The following is an 18906-nucleotide window of genomic DNA, read 5'->3' as shown; positions in this document are numbered from 1 at the left end:
AACAAATGCTTCAATCGGGGCTATTTGATACCTCCGAGTATTGACAAGTCACAAAAGAAAGAGTATTAATGGTTTAGCTAAAACTTAAAATCTTAATAATGAAATTTAAACTAAAACATATCCTTTTTTTAATTCTGCCATTTTCTTTGACCTTAAATGCTCAGGAAGTAAAAACAGAGCTCAATAAAGAAGTCAAAAGGCCGGAAAAAATATCTTATATTCTTGATTATCCGCAAAAAGTGAAAGGAAAAGTACCTTTAATAGTATTTCTTCACGGCTCGGGAGAAAGAGGAAATGACCTTGAAAAAGTAAAAGCGCACAGTCCGTTTACTTATAAAAACCTGATCAAGGAACCTGTTGCGATTTTAGCACCACAATGTCCTGCCGATACTTGGTGGGATACCGTTACGGTGTATCATTTAATTAAAGAAATTCAGAAAAAATATAAAATTGACGATTCGAGAATTTACCTTACCGGACTTTCCATGGGAGGTTGGGGAACGTTGAAACTGGCAATGGAACATCCTGAAATGTTTGCAGGCGTGGTTTCAGTGTGTGCTCCGACGGATAGAGTAATGTACGCGAATATTCATCAATATAAGGATTTGAACATGAAGATTTTTCATGGCGGTATGGATGATGTGGTTTTACCTGAAAATGCTTTTAATTTTTATCAGAAACTTCATCCGATCAATCCAACCGCAGAATTGACCATTTTTCCTAACGATAATCACAATTCATGGGATTCCACTTATTCAAATCCTGCTTTGTATGAATGGATGTTATCAAAGAAAAAAGATAAATAATTTAATAAAAGTAATGAAAATCTTTTGAGAAATTAAGTATTTAGTTTTTCTTTGCTTTAAAAAGAATCATTGTAAAAAAGTGTAATTAAAAAAGGAGTAGATAGCATGAAAAAGTTAATTGTAATCGCCACTTTAGCGCTGGCACCTGTGTTTTCGGCTCAGGAAATGGTGAGCAAGCCTGTTCAGTCTTATCAGACGGCTCAATACCAGTCAAAAAAGAAAGCTTTTGTAGATAATCTTTTGTCGAAAATGACTTTAGATGAAAAGATCGGACAGCTGAATTTACCGAGTTCGGGAGATTTCACGACAGGTCTAGCCAAAAGTTCAGATATTGGAAAAAAAGTTGAACAAGGTTTAGTCGGCGGGCTATTCAATATAAAAGGTGCTGATAAAATCAGAGCCGTGCAGAAAGTTGCCGTTGAAAACAGCCGTCTAAAAATCCCGTTGATTTTCGGGATGGATGTTATTCACGGTTATGAAACCACTTTCCCGATTCCTTTAGGCTTAGCAGCTTCTTGGGATATGGATTTGATTCAGCAATCCGCAAGAGTTGCAGCAAAAGAAGCATCTTCTGATGGGATCAACTGGACATTTTCGCCAATGGTTGACATTTCCCGCGAACCAAGATGGGGAAGGGTTTCCGAAGGTTCGGGTGAAGATCCGTATTTAGGAAGTGAGATCGCAAAAAATATGGTTTACGGTTATCAGGGAAAAGATTTGTCTCAAAGCAGCACTATTTTAGCTTGTGTAAAGCACTTTGCATTGTACGGAGCGGGTGAAGCAGGAAGAGATTACAACACGGTGGATATGAGCCATATAAGAATGTTCAACGAATTTTTTCCTCCTTACAAAGCGGCTGTTGATGCAGGTGTAGCTTCTGTAATGGCTTCTTTCAATGAAGTAGACGGAGTTCCTGCAACGGGAAGCAGATGGCTTCAGACCGAAGTTTTGAGAAATCAATGGAAATTCAAAGGTTTTGTAGTGACAGATTATACAGGAATCAACGAAATGGTCGACCATGGGATGGGAGATCTTCAGCAGGTTTCTGCGTTGGCTTTAAAAGCAGGAGTTGATATGGATATGGTTGGTGAAGGATTTTTAACAACTTTAAAAAAGTCTTTATCTGATGGGAAAGTCACTCAGGCTGAAATTGATTTGGCTGCAAAAAGAATATTGGAAGCAAAATACGATTTAGGCTTATTTGATGATCCTTACAAATATGGAGACGCAAAATTAGCAGCGAAAGAAGTTTACAATCTAGAAAATAGAAATATTGCAAGAAGTGCTGCCGCTCAATCAATGGTTTTAATGAAGAATGAAAATCAGGTGTTGCCTTTGAAAAAGTCGGGAACTGTTGCCGTGATCGGACCGTTGGTAAACAATTCTTTGAACATGGCGGGAACTTGGAGCGTTGCTGCTAAACATGATAAAGCAGTTAATTTAATGCAGGGTCTTCAGGCGAATTATGGCAAAGATGTGAAATTCATTTCTGCTAAAGGCGCAAACATCGATTATGATGCAAAATTAGAAGAAATTTATGCTGCTCACGGAAAGAAAACCGACAGAGACAGCCGTTCAAAAGAAGTTTTGTTAAAAGAAGCGGTGGATGTTGCCAACAAATCTGATGTGATCGTTTTAGCGATTGGAGAATCTGCGGAAATGAGCGGTGAATCTTCGTCAAGAACTGAAATTACAATTCCACTATCTCAAATTGATTTATTAAACGAATTAAAGAAAACAGGAAAACCAATCGCAGTCGTACTTTTCACGGGTCGTCCTTTAGCTTTGACAAATATGAAAGACGTTCCGGATGCAATTCTTAATGTTTGGTTCGCTGGTTCAGAAGCCGGAAACGCAATTTCAGACGTTCTTTTTGGAAAAGTAAATCCTTCAGGAAAACTTCCGATGACGTTCCCGAGAAGTCTTGGCCAGGTTCCGATTTATTACAATGCTAAAAATACAGGCCGTCCTTTAGATCAAAAATTGGTTGATAAATGCGAATACCAAAGATTCCGTTCCAATTATATGGATGAATGTAATACGCCGTTGTATCCATTTGGTTACGGTTTAAGTTATACGAAATTCAATTATTCAGATATTAATGTTTCTAATGCAAATCCAAAAGGAAATCAAACCATTCAGGCATCTGTAACGGTTACAAATTCCGGAAATTATGACGGCGCAGAAGTTGTGCAGCTATACATCAGAGATAGGGTTGGGAGCATCACAAGACCGGTAAAAGAATTGAAAGGATTCCAAAAAGTAATGCTGAAAAAAGGAGAATCAAAAAAAATTACCTTTAATATTACTCCGGAAAGCTTGAAATTTTACAACGGAGATTTGAAATACGATTGGGAATCCGGAGAATTTGACATCATGATCGGAACCAATTCTGAAGATGTGAAACATTCTAAAATTAATTGGACAAAATAAATTCGCAAAGTCATTCGAAAGAATGGCTTTTTTTGTTTTTTGGAGCAATTTCCCGCTTTCTGTTGCAATCTTTTTTTTCAAAAAAGGATTTCCACTGCAATCGGGGCTATAATTTCTGCCGGTGTTTTTAGCTGTTCAGAAAAATAAGATTTTTTGTTATTCAGATCTTCAGTTCAGAGCGGTAAATAATCACTTCATTTTTTATTAAAATCCATGAAATTTACAGTTAAAAAAAGCATTTTTATCTCTCACCGAAAAACCGTAATTTTGCATATCTAAAAGTAAAAAGAAAGAATGAATTCCTACAAAAATCCATTGGAAGAACGCTATTCAAGCGAAGAAATGTTATTTAACTTTTCACACAATAACAAATTCCGTACTTGGAGACAGCTTTGGATCGCTTTGGCTGAAATCGAAAAAGACTTAGGTTTAGAAATTTCCGACGAGCAAATCGCTGAATTAAAAGCTAATGCTGAAAATATCGATTACGACAAAGCAGCTGAATACGAGAAAAAATTCCGTCATGATGTAATGGCCCACGTTCACGCTTACGGTGATGTGGCGCCTTCTGCAAAAGGAATTATTCACTTGGGAGCAACTTCGGCATTTGTAGGAGACAATACAGATTTAATTCAGATCCGTGACGGACTTTTAATTTTAAAGAAAAAGTTGGTCAACGTGATGAAAAACCTTTCGGATTTTGCTATTCAGTATAAAGATCTTCCGACTTTAGGATTCACTCATTTCCAACCGGCTCAGTTGACGACTGTTGGAAAAAGAGCAACACTTTGGCTACAAAGTTTGGTTCTTGATATTGAAGAACTTGATTTTTTCTTGGAAACATTACGTTTTAGAGGAGTAAAAGGAACAACAGGAACTGCAGCAAGTTTCCTTGAGCTTTTCAATGGTGATTATTCTAAAGTTAAACATTTAGATAAAGAATTGTCAAAAAGATTCGGTTTTGAAAAAGTTTTCGGAGTTTCCGGACAGACTTACGACAGAAAAATCGATGCTAAAGTGGTTGCCTTATTAGGAAATATCGCTCAGTCTGCACATAAATTCACGAACGATTTACGTCTTCTTCAAAATCTTAAAGAAGTTGAAGAACCATTCGAGAAAAACCAAATCGGCTCATCTGCAATGGCTTACAAACGTAATCCAATGAGAAGCGAAAGAATCGGAGCATTGGCAAAATACGTAATGTCTTTGACGACAAGTTCTGCAATGGTCGCTTCAACACAATGGTTTGAAAGAACTTTGGACGATTCTGCAAACAAGAGATTAACAATTCCACAAGCGTTTTTAGCGGTTGATGCAATTCTATTGATTTGGAACAACATCATGAACGGAATCGTGGTTTATCCAAACAGAATCAACAAACATATTATGGAAGAACTTCCTTTCATGGCGACAGAATATATCATCATGGAAGAAGTGAAAGCCGGCGGCGACCGTCAGGAAATCCACGAAGTGATCAGAGTTCATTCGATGGAAGCTTCCAAAAAAGTGAAAGAAGAAGGTAAAGAAAATGATCTGATCGAAAGAATCTTAAACGACGATTCTTTAAAATTAGATAAATCAAAATTAAAAGAAGTTTTAGATCCTAAAAACTTTATCGGTTTTGCTCCAATTCAGACGGAAGAATTCATTGCAAATGAAGTTCAGCCGATTATTGACGCGAACAAAGATTTGATAGGTTTGGAGGCTGATCTTAAAGTATAAAATCAATATGCAGTCTTTTTCGGCTGCATATTTTATTTTCAATTAAAGCATGAAAAAAATACTTTTAATCATATTATTGATTCCAATACTTTCTTTCTCCCAACAGAAAGAAGTTTTAAAGTATTTTAAATCAAAAGATTCTTTGGTTGGAGTAAAAAATCAGAAAGGAGAAATTATCGTTCCTGCACAGTTCAAAGTTTTTTCATATTTAAAAGATGGAGAATTAGTTGAAGGAGAAACAATTTACTTCGACGGTTTTAAAAATGATGAAATAAAAGAAAAAAATGCTTGGGGATATGTCTACGATAAAAAAGGGAATTTCCTTTACAGACCTTTCTTTTACGACAATGGAGCAGATTATTTTGCGGAAGGCGTAAGAAGATTTGTTAAAAACGGGAAAGTCGGTTTTGCAGACAGAAACGGAGCGGTTGTAATTGAAGCCAATCATGATTTTGCATCGCCATTTAATTATGGATACGCTGCTTTTTGTGACGGCTGCGATTGGGAGAAGACAGAAGATGAACACAAATCAATTGTTGGTGGAATTTGGGGAGTAATGAATTTCGAAGGAGAAATCGTTCAGCCCATTACAAAATCCGAAAACGCTGTAGAAATGAACGGAAAATATTATCCGTATCCATTCAAATACAATGAAAAAGAGAAGACGATTCTTCAGTTTTTTGAAAAACAAAATAAAAAGCTTTCAGAAATAAATTATGTCAATCATTACAACAAAATATCTGAAAATGAAAAGAAATTATTCTTTGAAATCGTCGAGCGACCAAAGGAAAACTTCCCGTTTTATCAGGTAAAAGCTTATGATTACAGAAAAATGGAAGCAGGATTTTTGGATTATAAATTTTTAGTTTCAGAAGATGGCAAAAATGTCTTCACCCTGGAATTTGAAAGTGAAAAAATTCCTTTTGAAAAATGGCTGAAAAAAGAGATTAAAGAAGCCAAAGAATATCAAAAAGAGCATCCCGATAATCCGAATAAATTAAGTAAATAAAGTCTAATAATATTTAATATCTGACATCTAATGTCTAATAAAAAAAGAATTTTCGTAGAAAAAAGAGGAATTTTCGATGTAGAAAGTCCAAAAATTTTTGATGAAGTAAAAGCGGTTGCTCCGTCAATCCAGAATGTAAAGGTTTATAACGTTTACGATATTTTTGGGTTAATTGATGGTGAATTTGAAAAAGTGGTCAACAGCACTTTCGTAGATCCGGTTACTGATATTTTGCATGAAGAAAATCCTGCGCAAGGAATTTATTTCGCAATGGAATTTTTACCGGGACAGTACGATCAACGTGCAGATTCTGCTCAGCAATGTATCGCTTTACTGACTGAAAATGAAAAATCTAAGGTAAGAAGCGGGAAGCTCATCGAGTTTGAAGGTGTTTCTGAATCTGATTTAGCAAAAATCAAAGATCTTCTCATCAACAAGGTAGAATCTCAGGAAAAAGATTTAGCTATTCTAAATATTCCTGCAGAAGAAACTCCGTCGAAAGTTTTGGTTCACGAAAATTTCATCAATTTTGATGATGCTCAGTTGGAAGAGTTCTTTAACAATCACGGTTTTGCATTAGGCTTAGATGATTTAAAATTCATTCAGGAGTATTTTAAAACTGAACAAAGAAATCCTACAGAAACTGAACTTAAGGTTTTAGACACCTATTGGAGTGACCATTGTCGTCACACAACGTTTGAAACAGAATTGTCAAATATTGAATTTGAAGGACAGTTTAAACATACATTGGAAACTATTTTCAATGATTATATCGAAAAAAGAAAATTCTTAGGACGCGAGTTGAAACCAATTTCTTTAATGGATCTGGCGACAGTTTGTGCAAAATATTTCCATAAAACAGGTAATTTAGAGAATTTGGTGGTTTCTGACGAAATCAACGCTTGTACAATCCAAATCGAAGCTGAATATGATGGTAAAAAAGAACCATGGTATTTATTATTCAAAAACGAAACCCACAATCACCCAACGGAAATTGAGCCTTTTGGTGGTGCTTCGACATGTTTAGGTGGTGCGATCAGAGATCCGTTGTCTGGACGTTCTTACGTTTTCCAGGCGATGAGATTGACGGGTGCTGCTGATGTGTTGGAATCGGTTGATAAAACTTTACCAGGTAAATTACCTCAGAAAACAATCACAAAACAGGCTGCAAACGGATATTCTTCTTACGGTAACCAAATCGGTTTGGCAACTACAATGGTTTCTGAAATCTACGATGAAGGCTACAAAGCAAAAAGAATGGAAGTTGGTTTTGTTGCCGGAGCTGTTCCTGTGGATTGGGTAAGACGTGAAAAGCCTTCAAATGGCGATTCTATTATTATTTTAGGGGGTGCAACGGGTCGTGACGGTGTTGGTGGAGCAAGCGGAAGTTCGAAAGAACAAGACGAAACTTCGATTCACACGATGAGTTCTGAAGTTCAGAAAGGAAATGCGGTTGAAGAACGTAAAATCCAGAGATTATTCAGAAATCCTGAAGTGACAAGATTGATTAAAAAATCTAATGATTTCGGAGCGGGTGGAGTTTCTGTTGCAATCGGCGAAATTGCTGATTCTTTGGAAGTTAATTTGGATGTTTTACCTTTAAAATATGAAGGTTTGAACGGAACTGAGCTTGCTATTTCTGAATCTCAGGAAAGAATGGCAGTTGTTGTTGAACCGAAAGATAAAGAACAGTTCATCAAATTCTGTGAAGCCGAAAATATTGTTGCCGTTGAGGTTGCAAAAGTGACAGATTCTGGAAGAATGCAGATGTTCTGGAAAGGCGATAAAATTGTTGACCTTTCAAGAGAATTTTTAGATACAAACGGTTGTTCTAAGACTCAGGAAGTTAAGATTACGCATCTTAACGACGTAAAAGAAGAAACTCAGACTTTCAACGAAGAGAATTTCTTGAAAATCTTAGCAGATAAAAATGCAGCTTCTCAAAAAGGTCTATTAGAAATGTTCGATTCATCGATTGGTGCGACTACGGTTGCGATGCCGTTGGGTGGAAAATATCAGCAGACTTTGATGGAAGGAAGCGCTCAAACGCTGCCGATTATCGGAGCGAAAAATATTGAAACGGTTTCCTTGGCAAGTTGGGGATTTGATGCGGAGATTTCTAAGCAGAATTCTTTGTTGGGAGCTTCTTACGCCGTTGTTGAAAGTGTTGTAAAAATCGTTGCGATGGGTGGCGATTACAAAAATATCAGACTAAGTTTTCAGGAATATTTTGAGAAATTAGGGCAAAATCCTGAGAAATGGGGCAAGCCTTTAGCTTCTTTGTTAGGAGCTTATGATGCACAAATTAATCTTGGTTTGGCAGCCATTGGAGGTAAAGATTCAATGAGTGGAACGTATCAGGATCTGAATGTTCCACCAACGTTGATTTCTTTTGCTTGTGCAAACGGAGAAAAGAAAAATATTATCTCTCCTGAATTTAAAAACGAAGGAAATAAGGTTTATTTCTTCAATCATATCGCTCAGGAAAACGGACTTCCGAATTATGATGTTTTAAAAGAAATTTTCGAATTAATTTTTGAAAATATCAAAGCCGGAAAAATCGTTTCTGTAAAAACAGTGAAAGAAGGTGGAGTTGCAGTGGCTTTAGCAAAAATGAGCTTCGGAAACAGATTAGGTGCTGAAGTTACGGTTGATTCAACTATTTTATTAAGCAAAAATATCGGTAATTTAATTATCGAATCTAAAGAAGAATTAAGTTCCGCAAATCTTCAATTCATCGGAGAAGTTAAAAATTCAAATGTTATCAAAATTAATGATGCTGAATTTACGATTGAGAAATTATTAACTGCAAATACAAATACATTTGAAAATCTTTTCCCAACGGTTGAAAAAGAAAAAATAACGGTTGAAATCGATGAGAAATTAAACTCAATCAACCCAAGAAATATCATCATTAAAAAACACGGAATTGCTCAGCCAAGAGTTTTCGCGCCGGTTTTCCCTGGAACGAACTGTGAATATGATACGCTGAATGCTTTTGCAAAAGAAGGCGCGATTGTCAATAGTTTGCCTTTAATTAATATCAATCACCAACTATTGGACGAAAGTATTGATGCGTGGGTTGAAGAAATTAAAAAGTCTCAGATTTTGGCTTTCTCAGGAGGTTTCTCGGCAGGCGATGAGCCGGATGGTTCTGCAAAATTCATTGTAAATGTGTTGAAAAACGAGAAGATGAGAAATGCCGTTCACGAATTGTTGGACAGAGACGGAATGATCATCGGAATCTGTAACGGTTTCCAGGCGTTGGTAAAATCCGGATTGCTGCCTTACGGAAGAATTAAGGATTTGGATGAAAACTCTCCGACTTTGGCTCACAATGCGATCAGAAGACATATTTCTCAAATGGTTGATGTGAAAGTATTAAATGATGAATCGCCTTGGTTAAAAGGAATGAAAGATCAGGTTTTTACGATTCCTATTTCGCACGGTGAAGGTCGTTTCATGGCTTCGAAAGAGGAAATTCAGAAGTTGTATGAAAACGGACAAATTGCAACGCAATATCTGGATTTAGATGGAAATGTCGCTCACGGAATGCCGTTCAATCCAAATAATTCATTGTTCGGAATTGAAGGAATTACGAATCCCGACGGAAAAATCTACGGCAGAATGGGACATCCTGAACGTTTTGCAGAAGGTTTAATGAAAAACATTCCAACTGCGAATTACCACAATATATTCAAAAATGGAGTGGAATACTTCAAATAATAATAAAAAGAAAATGATCGTCATTAATGGCGATCATTTTTTTAATCTTATAGGTTTCTACGAAGAAGCTTCCAGAGTTTTTATGAAAGATACCGATTGGAAAGTTGGGACCTTGGATGGTTTTAATGATATTCTTCATGTTGGTTTCGGTGTTTTTGAAAATCATGAAGAAATTGAAATTATTTGGAAAGAATCTCAAAAATCAAAAGAAGATTTAGGTTTCGAAACAACGAAAGAATTTTACGAAAATAAAATCAAGCAGGGAAAACCTTTTAATATCGATTTTGCTCAACAAAGGTTAAATGATTTGGTTGATGGAAAAGGACAGACACTTTTTGAAATTTTGCTTGAAATTATAGAATCACATAAAAATATTAGACTGATTTTAAAATAACTTCAATATATTTCCAATAAACCAAAACCCCAACAATAACGGAAGCGATCGTCATCAACACAACCGCGCCGGCAGAAATATCCTTAATAAATCCTATTTTTTTATCAAATCCGGGATGAATAAAATCGCAGATTTTTTCAATGGCCGTGTTGAGAATCTCGGCGCTTAAAACTCCAAAAGAAACAATAAGAATCAAGGCTGCATCAGTATTTGAAAGTTTTAAATAAAAAATCAGAAATAGATTAATTAAAAAAGCCAAAAACTCCAACTGAAAATTTCTTTCAGATTTCAGCATAAAAAAAACACCTCGGAAAGCGTTGAAAAAACTTTTATGAATCGGTGGTTTTTGCATTTTAAAGTTGATGTTGAGCAAAGATAATCAATTCAAATTTCCTGAAGATTTTAAAATCTTTCGATAGTTGTTAATAACTCACGGCATTATTTTTTTATATCTGTTTTCTATTTGTTATATTTGTAAAAACTTATTTTAAATCTATGAAATTTATTATTTCAAGTGGTGAACTGCAGAAAGCATTGCAAACTGTAAGTGGCGTAATATCAAGCTCTCAATCGAGGCCGATTTTAGAAAACTATCTTTTTGAGCTAAACGAAAATAACCTTACCGTTACAGCGTCTGATGGCGAAACAACTTTGGTAACTTCATTGGATGTAAAGTCTGATGATGCGGGTAAATTTGCGGTTCCTGCCAAAATTTTTCAGGATTTTATTAAAACCTATGGCGAGCAGCCTTTAACGCTTGTTGTAAAAGATAATTCAGAAGGTACCGGAAGCCAGCTTGAGATTTTAGATGAAAAAGATAATTTTGCGGTTGCATTAGACAACGCAGACGATTATCCTGAACTTCCGGAATTTGAATCTGCGCAAAGCGTTACGATGCCTGCAGGAGTTTTATCTGAAGCTTTGACAAATACACTTTTTGCAACAAGTAACGATTCTCTTCGTCCGGTAATGACGGGGGTTTTATTCCAATTTGGAGAAAATGAAACGAACTTTGTTTCTACAGATTCTCACAGATTGGTTGTTTATAAAAGAACAGATTTGATGAATGCCGAGCCAATGGAATTTATCATGCCTAAAAAGCCTTTAAACATTTTCAAAAATATTTTAGCAAGTTCAAACGAAGACATTATTATTGACTTCAACGAGAATATGGCTAAATTTACTTTTGGTAAACATATCTGGATTTGTAGACTAATTGACGGAAAATATCCTAATTATACAGCGGTAATTCCTAAAGAAAACCCGAATGTTTTGACGATTAACAGAAACCTGTTGTTGGGAGCAATCAAAAGAGCTTCCATTATGTCAAATAAATCAACCAATCAAGTAAGATTTAAGCTTTCAGCAAATATCCTTCATCTTCATGCAGAAGATACGGAATATGCGAACAAAGCAGATATGCAGATTCCTTGCGATTATAATGGTGAAGATATCAACATTGGGTTTAGCTCTAAATTTTTAACCGAAATGTTAACGATTCTTAGTGCTGATGATATCACAATGAAAATGTCTCAACCCAACAGACCGGGAATTATCGAACCGCTTGATGGTCTTGAAGAAAACGAAAATATCTTAATGTTGTCAATGCCGGTAATCGGATTGTAATATTAATTTTTAATAATAAAAAAAGAGGTTGATTTTTCAGCCTCTTTTTTGTTTTAAGGCGACTTGGAAGGTTAAAAATTTCGTTGTTTCTCAAAAAAACACGACATTTGTAGACGCAAAAAATTCAAATAAATTTCAAAATAAACAGATGAAGATATCAAATAACTGGCTGAAAGATTATATCAAAACGGAATTAAAATCTGAAAGAATCGGAGAATTCCTTACAGATATTGGCCTTGAAGTGGAAGGAATAGAAAAATTTGAAAGCATAAAAGGAAGTCTGGAAGGTGTTGTTGTAGGAAAAGTTTTAACCTGCGAAAAACATCCGAATGCAGATAAATTGAAGAAAACAACTGTTGATGTTGGAAACGGAAAAATTTTGAATATTGTTTGCGGAGCTCCAAACGTAGAAGCCGGACAAACTGTTCCTGTTGCTGTTGTAGGAACTAAAATCTACGATAAAACCGGAAACTTTTTTGAGATAAAAGAAGCAAAAATAAGAGGTGAGGTTTCTCAAGGAATGATTTGTGCTGAAGACGAATTGGGCTTAAGCGGAGATCATGGCGGAATAATGGTTTTAGACGAAAAGAAATATGAAGTCGGGAAGAATTTTTCAGACTATTTTGAATTAGCAAATGACGAGGTTTTTGAAATCGGATTGACGCCGAACAGAACCGATGCGATGTCACATTATGGCGTTGCGAGAGATTTGTACGCTTTTCTTTCGACAAATCAGCAGAAAGGTGATTTTGAAAAAATATCTTCGGTGGCATTAAATAACGAAGGTGCTCATAATTTCACTTTGGAAGTTGAAGATACAGAACTGACGCCAAGATATATCGGAGCCGTGATTGAAAATGTAAAAGTTGCGGAATCTCCGTCTTGGCTGAAAGACAGATTAAAAGCAATCGGTTTGAGCCCAATCAATAATATTGTAGACATTACCAATTATATTCTTCATGGTTTTGGGCAGCCGCTTCATGCTTTTGATGCAGATAAAATTACAGATAAAAAAGTAAAAGTAGGAACTGTTGCCGAAGGAACAAAATTTGTCACTTTAGACGGTGTTGAAAGAACTTTAAACGGTTCTGAAATCATCATCAAAGATGGAAAAGACAATCCGATGTGTATTGCCGGGGTTTTCGGTGGTGCAAATTCCGGAGTTTCTGATGAAACGAAAACTATTTTTCTAGAAAGTGCCTATTTTAACCCTGTTGCGGTAAGAAAAGGAGCGAAATTCCATGGTTTAAATACTGATGCTTCTTTCAGATTTGAAAGAGGAGTTGACCCGAATATTACCAGAACTGCCATCACGCACGCGATCAAAATGATTGAAGAATTGGCTGAAGGAAAGTTGGTAGGAGAGCTGCTTGAAGAATATCCTAAAAAAATTGAAGATAATTATATCATTCTTCGATTCTCAAAAATCGAGCAGATTTTAGGGACAAAAATTCACAGAGAAAAGGTAAAAGAAATTTTAAAAGCTCTTGAAATTCAGGTTTTAAATGAAATTCAGAATGGTTTTGAAATCTCTGTTCCGGCTTACAGAGCAGATGTTACCAGAGAAATCGACGTCATTGAAGAGATTTTAAGAATTTACGGATATAATAAAATTGAAGCTCCGCAGAAGATTTCGTTCACGCCAGTTAAGCTAAATGCGAACGATCAGGATGAATTGGAAAACAACTGGGCAAGAACGTTACAAAGTTTAGGTTTCAACGAAGTAATGAATAATTCTTTAACTTCTGTAAAAGATGAAACCGATGCTGTAAAACTGCTGAATCCGCTAAGCAATGAATTAACTTTCATGAGAAAATCTTTATTGGAAGGGCTTCTACAGAATGCAATTTACAATATCAACAGAAAAAATCAGGATATAAAATTCTTTGAATTTGGTAAAATTTATCATAAAAGAGATAAATACGAAGAAAGAAAACAGCTTGCAATTTTAGTTTCTGGAAGAAATGTTGCCGAAAACTGGTTGCAGCCAAAATCTGCGACAGACTTTTACAATTTAAAGGCTTATGTAAAAGTTTTATTGGAAAAATTATCCGTTGATTATAAAGAAACCGCTTTATCTGATGATAGATTTTCTGATGCTCTAGCTTTTGAAGTTAACGGAAAAACTTTGGTAAGAATAGGAAAAGTTGCTCCTCAATTATTGAAAGATTTGGATATCGATCAGGAATGTTTTTATGCCGAAATGGAACTGGAATTTGCTCAGGAATTACGTTCTAAAAATGAATTAAAATTCAAGGATATTCCTAAATTTAACAAGATCAGGAGAGATTTAGCATTATTGATCGATAAAAATGTGAATTATCAAGATCTTTATCAGACCGCCAAAAAGAATAAATCACCATTTATTAAGAACATCAATTTATTTGATGTTTACGAAGGGAAAAATCTTCCTGAAGGTAAAAAATCATATGCAATGAGTTTTGAATTGCTAAACGAAGAAAAAACTTTAGAAGAGAAAGAAATTGCAGTTGTAATGGATTCTTTAATTAAATCTTTCCAAAAAGACTTCAATGCAGAATTGAGATCATAAATAAATTATAGTTATAAAGTTTGAAAGTAAGAATTTACTAGAAAACTAAAAAATTGAAACGGACTTTGGTTCGTTTTTTTTTATTGAATACTATTTAAAAATATTTCTAAACAATAATATTTCCGTAATTTTGATTTTAAATCTAAAGAAAATGAAAAAACTATTTTTAAGTTTGTGTACAGTTGCTGTGTTAGCATCGTGCGGAACAATGTCAAGTCCAGGAGCTTCAAAAGTTGGGAAATCTCAGCCATCAATTTCTAATACTAAATGGGTTTTAGCGGACAATGTAAAAGGCAAGACTCCGACTCTGAATATTGAAGGAACAAAAGTAAATGGAAATGCAGGATGCAATAATTATTTCGGAACATTGTCTACTGACGCAGATTCAGGAACTTTTACTGCGGCTCAGCTTGGCTCTACCAAGATGGCTTGTGAAAATATGAGCGTTGAACAAAATTTTATGGATATGATGCAGAAAGCCAACAAATATGTGGTTTCCGGCTCAACTTTAGAATTGTATAAGGATAATCTTTTATTATTGAAATTCAACAAATCTGAATAAAAAAAGGAACTCAAATTTGAGTTCCTTTTTTTATGGATAAATTAATTATTATTCTTCCTCTTCTTCGTCGTATTTCGCCAACTCTTCATCACACCATTTGAATGCAGCTTCTACTACTTTTGTAGCCTCATCTGCCATGGTCTCTTCATCGTCGCCTTCAAGATCATCCAACCATTCAACTTCTTCTTCCTCAACATTCAATATGAATCTTGGATATTCTGTATGTACTACGAATAAATCTTCAGGAAATTCCGAATTGTCCGCTAATAAAAACTTTGGTAATTTCATTTTTTTAATGTTTAAACTTTCTCAAAGATAATAAAATTATTGATACTTATTCTTGTCGATTTTAATTTTTTGCAAAACTTTATGAGGTGTCAAAGTTGTTTTTTTTAGAGTATCATTGGGCTTAAAAGTGAGTTTTAAATTCGGATTTACCGTGCTTACCAATTCTGCAATCTGTACATGTTTTTCAACATCTTCAACATCTTTTATATAAAATAAAATAGGAACCTTTTCAAGTTTTTCGCTTTCTAAAAAAGAGGCAATTTCTTTTCTGTTTTCAAGATAATTACCTTTTGAAAGCCATGTGAAAGTCATTCCTGTCAATAAGCTTAATGCTGCAATTGTATACACTTTAATCCCAAACAATTCAAACAATTTTTTAAAATAAACCAACCAGATCGGGAAACTGAAAGGACACAGCAATCTGTAATCCAAAGGATCAATTGAGTAAAAATATTGTATAAAAAAAGAACATAAAATGCCCGAAATTCCAAGAGTTAACATGTATTTTTCGGTTTCTGAAAGCTTGTTTTTAATAAAAAGAAAAATGATCAGAAGTATATTTAATATTCCGATACCATAAATTCCAAAATTAATAATCCCACCTCCGGGATTTGCTATATGAACAAAAGGATTAAAGCTTGTTGCTAAACCTTGAAAGAATTCGGTAATCAATAGGGAAGTAGGTTTTAAGCCAATTTCTAAGAATACTTTAATATAATTTTCATTAAAATAATCAATAAACAGAAATTTATATAAAACAACAAATACACATGCCGCAGCCGCAGAAAACATAAAAGCTGGTGCATATTTTTTCCTGAAAGAAATCAAACCGAATAATCCTGTTCCGCCAATTAAAAATAATGCGCTGTATCTTATATTATAAAGAAGAATCAAAATGATGGTAAGGTAAAAGAAAGCCTTCCATTTTGCCCAATTTTCGGTAATAATCAAATGCGAAAGATAGAACAGAATAAAGATAAAAGGTAAAATTAAAGCTTCACTCAACGTTGCCGAAAAAATGCTTACAAAACTGAAAAGCGAACATAAAATTAAGGATTCTTTAAAATAAAATTTTTTTTTCCAGGCAAAGAAAATAATAAAAAGAAATGATAGAATTCCAACAACTTTACTGCTCCAGAATTCATCAAAACCAATATAAGTGAAAAGCTTAATGCTTAAAGGATATCCTAAAGGCGTCGTCGTATTGTCAACTGTTGGCAATACATTTGCAAACCTCATGTAGCGCGCTGAATCCGGCGTTATGCGGCCTTTTTCGTTCATTAAAAAACGCAAAATGGTCATCACTAAAGTAATGATGACCAAGGATATTTGAATATGTTTTTCTTTAAATTTCATAGAAGAAAAAATAGTGAATTTATTTCATTGTCAATTTAAAATTTACCATTGCCAATTCATTCATTCATCTTTCCTTATTTTGAGAACATTTTCGCTACTTTTTCAGCTTTTTTGCTTTCAGAATAATCGTAAAAACCTTCACCGGATTTCACTCCTAATTTTCCTGCCATTACCATGTTTACCAACAACGGATTTGGAGCATATTTAGGGTTTTTGAAACCGTCGTACATTACATTTAAGATCGCTAAACAGATATCAAGACCAATAAAATCAGCCAATTGAAGCGGTCCCATCGGATGAGCCATTCCCAACTTCATAACCGTATCAATTTCTTCAACTCCTGCAACACCGTTATACAAAGTTTCAATAGATTCGTTAATCATTGGCATCAGAATTCTGTTGGCTACAAATCCCGGATAATCATTCACTTCTACAGGCACTTTTCCTAAAGTTTTGCTCATTTCATAAATGGAATCAAATGTTTCTTTGGAAGTTGAATAGCCTTTAATGATCTCAACCAATTTCATGATCGGAACAGGATTCATAAAGTGCATTCCGATTACTTTATCGGCTCTTTTTGTAGCCGCAGCAATTTTAGTAATAGAAATTGATGAAGTATTGGTCGATAAAATACAGTTTTCAGGAGCAAATTCGTCCATTTGGGCAAAGATTTTAAGCTTCAGATCCTGATTTTCAGTTGCTGCTTCAACCACCAAATCTGCGTTTGTCACAGCGTTTTTCAGTTCTGTGAAAGTAGTGATATTACCTAATGTTTCTGCTTTTTGTTCTTCTGTAAGGTTTCCCTTTGCAATTATTCTGTCAAGGTTGGTGGCAATGGTTTTCAAGCCTTTGTCTAAAGCATCCTGTGACACATCAACCAAGCTTACTTTAAAACCGCTTTGTGCGAAAGTGTGTGCAATGCCATTTCCCATGGTTCCGGCCCCGATAACTACAATGTTTTTGATCATTTTTCCTTATTTAATTATATTTATTTTTTATAGATTATTACATTTTTTGCTTTGTCCAAATCGGCTTTATTTACGGTTGTAGCATTAAAGCTTACCATTCCGTCTCTGTTTTTTAGTCGTGTATTGTTTTGTGAAGATATAGCAGTTTCAAGACCTTTTACGAAGCTGGTTTTCTGACTTTTGGAAAGATGATCTGTTCCTATATAAAGATTAAATTCACCTTCTCTTCCCAATCCTGTTTGCTGATAAATCTCAAATGTTTTGATTTTATTTTTCTTCTGGAACTGATTGATGTAATTTATTACAGGCTCAGTTGACGGCGTTCCGCAGCAAATGCTTCCATAGCTGATTTCCATAAAATTCTGACTTTTTTGAGAAACACAATGTGTAAAACAAAATATACTGAATACAAATAATATTTTTTTCATAATTAAATTTTAGAATTGGATGTGATCTTTTATTCTGAAAATTGACAAAAGCTAATTTTCAACCCTATTTATTTGACCTTAAAAATAACACTTAAAAATTACTTATTAAAATAATCCCAAACGGCTTTAGAAATATCAGAAATTATCTTGCAGTTTACAGCTTCAGTTTCGGTAGAATTGCTTACGAATACTGCAATTGCGTAATGTTTTCCGTTAGGCAAAGTTACGATTCCCATGTCATTTTCGGCGCCAGTTAATCCATCTTTATTTTTCCCCGAAGAACCCGTTTTATGAGCAACAGGTGTAGATTTCGGGAGTTGCTCAACCAGTTTATTTTTTCCTGTAGATGTCGAATGCATCACTTTCATCAGATAATCGGTCGACTTTTTTGATAATAATTTTCCAGCATAGAATTTTTTCAGAACATCTGCTGCAGATTGTGTTGTACTGTAATTTTCATACTGCGCGTTCCAATCTTTATGCATTTCTTCTTCATTAAATTTTATCTGAAAACCTTTTACACCTTTGGAATCCATAAATTTTTGTACAGTTTCGGTTCCTCCGATTAATTTTAAAAGAATATCACAACCATTATTATCACTTAAAGCAACCGTAAAATCGATGATTTCGCTTAACGGAACTTCAGTATTTGTATTTTGATATTTCTCACGAAGTGGCGACCATGTATTTTCAAGCAGATTCGATTTGTTCAGCATCACTTTTTGGTCTAAAGAAAGCTTGCCTTTATCCACGAAATCTAAAATAACCGCTGCAATATGAAACTTGAAAACGCTTTGCATCGGAAGCTTTTTTCCTCCGTTTTTATTATATTTAAAGCCATTTTCAAAGCCTAAAACCGAGATTCCAACTGTTGCTTTTTTATCTTTAACAATTGAATTAATCTTTTGTTCCAAAACCGAATTCTGAGCAAAAGTAAATGCCGAAATTAGAAGAAAAAGCAGTCCGAATTTTTTCATAAATTTTATATTAAAAATAAATCCCTCTTAATAACTAAAAGGGATTTGCAATTTAAGACA

15 protein-coding genes are annotated in these 18906 nt (G+C 34.7%); 9 read left to right on the top strand and 6 right to left on the bottom strand.

Translation table 11 applies throughout. The annotated features are described in order from the left end of the window. Positions 1–98: 98 nt before the first annotated feature. From AC6CHK_RS10250 to AC6CHK_RS10225, 6 genes are all read left to right on the top strand, one after another. A complete protein-coding gene (locus AC6CHK_RS10250) occupies positions 99–806 on the top strand; it encodes a carboxylesterase family protein (protein WP_498095756.1) in 708 nt (235 codons plus the stop codon). Between the two features lie 105 nt (positions 807–911). Next, positions 912–3239 (top strand): beta-glucosidase BglX, encoded by a 2328-nt coding sequence (gene bglX, locus AC6CHK_RS10245; protein WP_498095754.1) that lies wholly within the window; start codon positions 912–914, stop codon positions 3237–3239. Positions 3240–3533: 294 nt separating this feature from the next. Then, entirely contained in the window at positions 3534–4961 is a 1428-nt protein-coding gene (purB, locus tag AC6CHK_RS10240; RefSeq protein ID WP_498095752.1) for an adenylosuccinate lyase, read from the top strand. A 49-nt stretch (positions 4962–5010) separates the two neighbouring features. Next, positions 5011–5970 carry a WG repeat-containing protein gene (locus tag AC6CHK_RS10235; protein ID WP_498095750.1) on the top strand — a complete coding sequence of 320 codons (960 nt, stop codon included), beginning with the start codon at positions 5011–5013 and terminating at the stop codon, positions 5968–5970. 30 nt (positions 5971–6000) lie between these two features. Continuing rightward, positions 6001–9696: a phosphoribosylformylglycinamidine synthase gene (locus AC6CHK_RS10230; protein WP_498095748.1), complete on the top strand. Its 3696-nt coding sequence runs from the start codon at positions 6001–6003 to the stop codon at positions 9694–9696. Beyond that, a complete protein-coding gene (locus AC6CHK_RS10225; protein WP_498095746.1) occupies positions 9674–10090 on the top strand; it encodes a barstar family protein in 417 nt (138 codons plus the stop codon). The genes AC6CHK_RS10230 and AC6CHK_RS10225 overlap by 23 nt, the downstream gene beginning before the upstream one ends. On the opposite strand, the gene AC6CHK_RS10220 is transcribed toward AC6CHK_RS10225, so the two are convergent. After that, positions 10071–10442 (bottom strand): diacylglycerol kinase, encoded by a 372-nt coding sequence (locus tag AC6CHK_RS10220; protein WP_498095744.1) that lies wholly within the window; start codon positions 10440–10442, stop codon positions 10071–10073. The two genes, AC6CHK_RS10225 and AC6CHK_RS10220, sit on opposite strands and share 20 nt — an antisense overlap. 143 nt (positions 10443–10585) lie before the next feature. On the opposite strand from AC6CHK_RS10220, the gene dnaN reads away from it, so the two are divergent. The 3 genes from dnaN to AC6CHK_RS10205 all read left to right on the top strand — a co-directional run bounded on the left by dnaN (position 10586) and on the right by AC6CHK_RS10205 (position 14829). Continuing rightward, positions 10586–11716, top strand: a complete 1131-nt coding sequence (dnaN, locus tag AC6CHK_RS10215; RefSeq protein WP_498095742.1) for a DNA polymerase III subunit beta — start codon at positions 10586–10588, stop codon at positions 11714–11716. A 148-nt stretch (positions 11717–11864) separates the two neighbouring features. Then, on the top strand, positions 11865–14267 hold the full coding sequence (gene pheT, locus AC6CHK_RS10210) for a phenylalanine--tRNA ligase subunit beta (protein WP_498095740.1): 2403 nt from the start codon (positions 11865–11867) through the stop codon (positions 14265–14267). 151 nt (positions 14268–14418) lie between these two features. Beyond that, a complete protein-coding gene (locus AC6CHK_RS10205) occupies positions 14419–14829 on the top strand; it encodes an META domain-containing protein (RefSeq protein ID WP_498095738.1) in 411 nt (136 codons plus the stop codon). A 48-nt stretch (positions 14830–14877) separates the two neighbouring features. Here the strand turns inward: AC6CHK_RS10205 and AC6CHK_RS10200 are convergent, their stop codons facing one another. The 5 genes from AC6CHK_RS10200 to bla-A all read right to left on the bottom strand — a co-directional run bounded on the left by AC6CHK_RS10200 (position 14878) and on the right by bla-A (position 18846). Then, the gene (locus tag AC6CHK_RS10200; RefSeq protein WP_007845674.1) at positions 14878–15117 is read right to left on the bottom strand and encodes a DUF8828 family protein; all 240 of its coding nucleotides are present in this window, start codon (positions 15115–15117) and stop codon (positions 14878–14880) included. Between the two features lie 36 nt (positions 15118–15153). Then, on the bottom strand, positions 15154–16473 hold the full coding sequence (locus AC6CHK_RS10195; protein ID WP_498095736.1) for a glycosyltransferase family protein: 1320 nt from the start codon (positions 16471–16473) through the stop codon (positions 15154–15156). A 74-nt stretch (positions 16474–16547) separates the two neighbouring features. After that, a complete protein-coding gene (locus AC6CHK_RS10190) occupies positions 16548–17438 on the bottom strand; it encodes a 3-hydroxyacyl-CoA dehydrogenase family protein (protein ID WP_498096228.1) in 891 nt (296 codons plus the stop codon). A gap of 23 nt (positions 17439–17461) precedes the next feature. Further along, positions 17462–17869 (bottom strand): hypothetical protein, encoded by a 408-nt coding sequence (locus tag AC6CHK_RS10185; RefSeq protein ID WP_498095734.1) that lies wholly within the window; start codon positions 17867–17869, stop codon positions 17462–17464. A 98-nt stretch (positions 17870–17967) separates the two neighbouring features. Continuing rightward, entirely contained in the window at positions 17968–18846 is an 879-nt protein-coding gene (gene bla-A / locus AC6CHK_RS10180; RefSeq protein ID WP_498095732.1) for a CGA/CIA family class A beta-lactamase, read from the bottom strand. Between the last annotated feature and the right edge of the window lie 60 nt (positions 18847–18906).

Source organism: Chryseobacterium sp. GQ58 (assembly GCF_059758895.1).
Note: the sequence above shows the minus strand (reverse complement) of the source record. Positions and strands in the feature narration are given on the sequence as shown.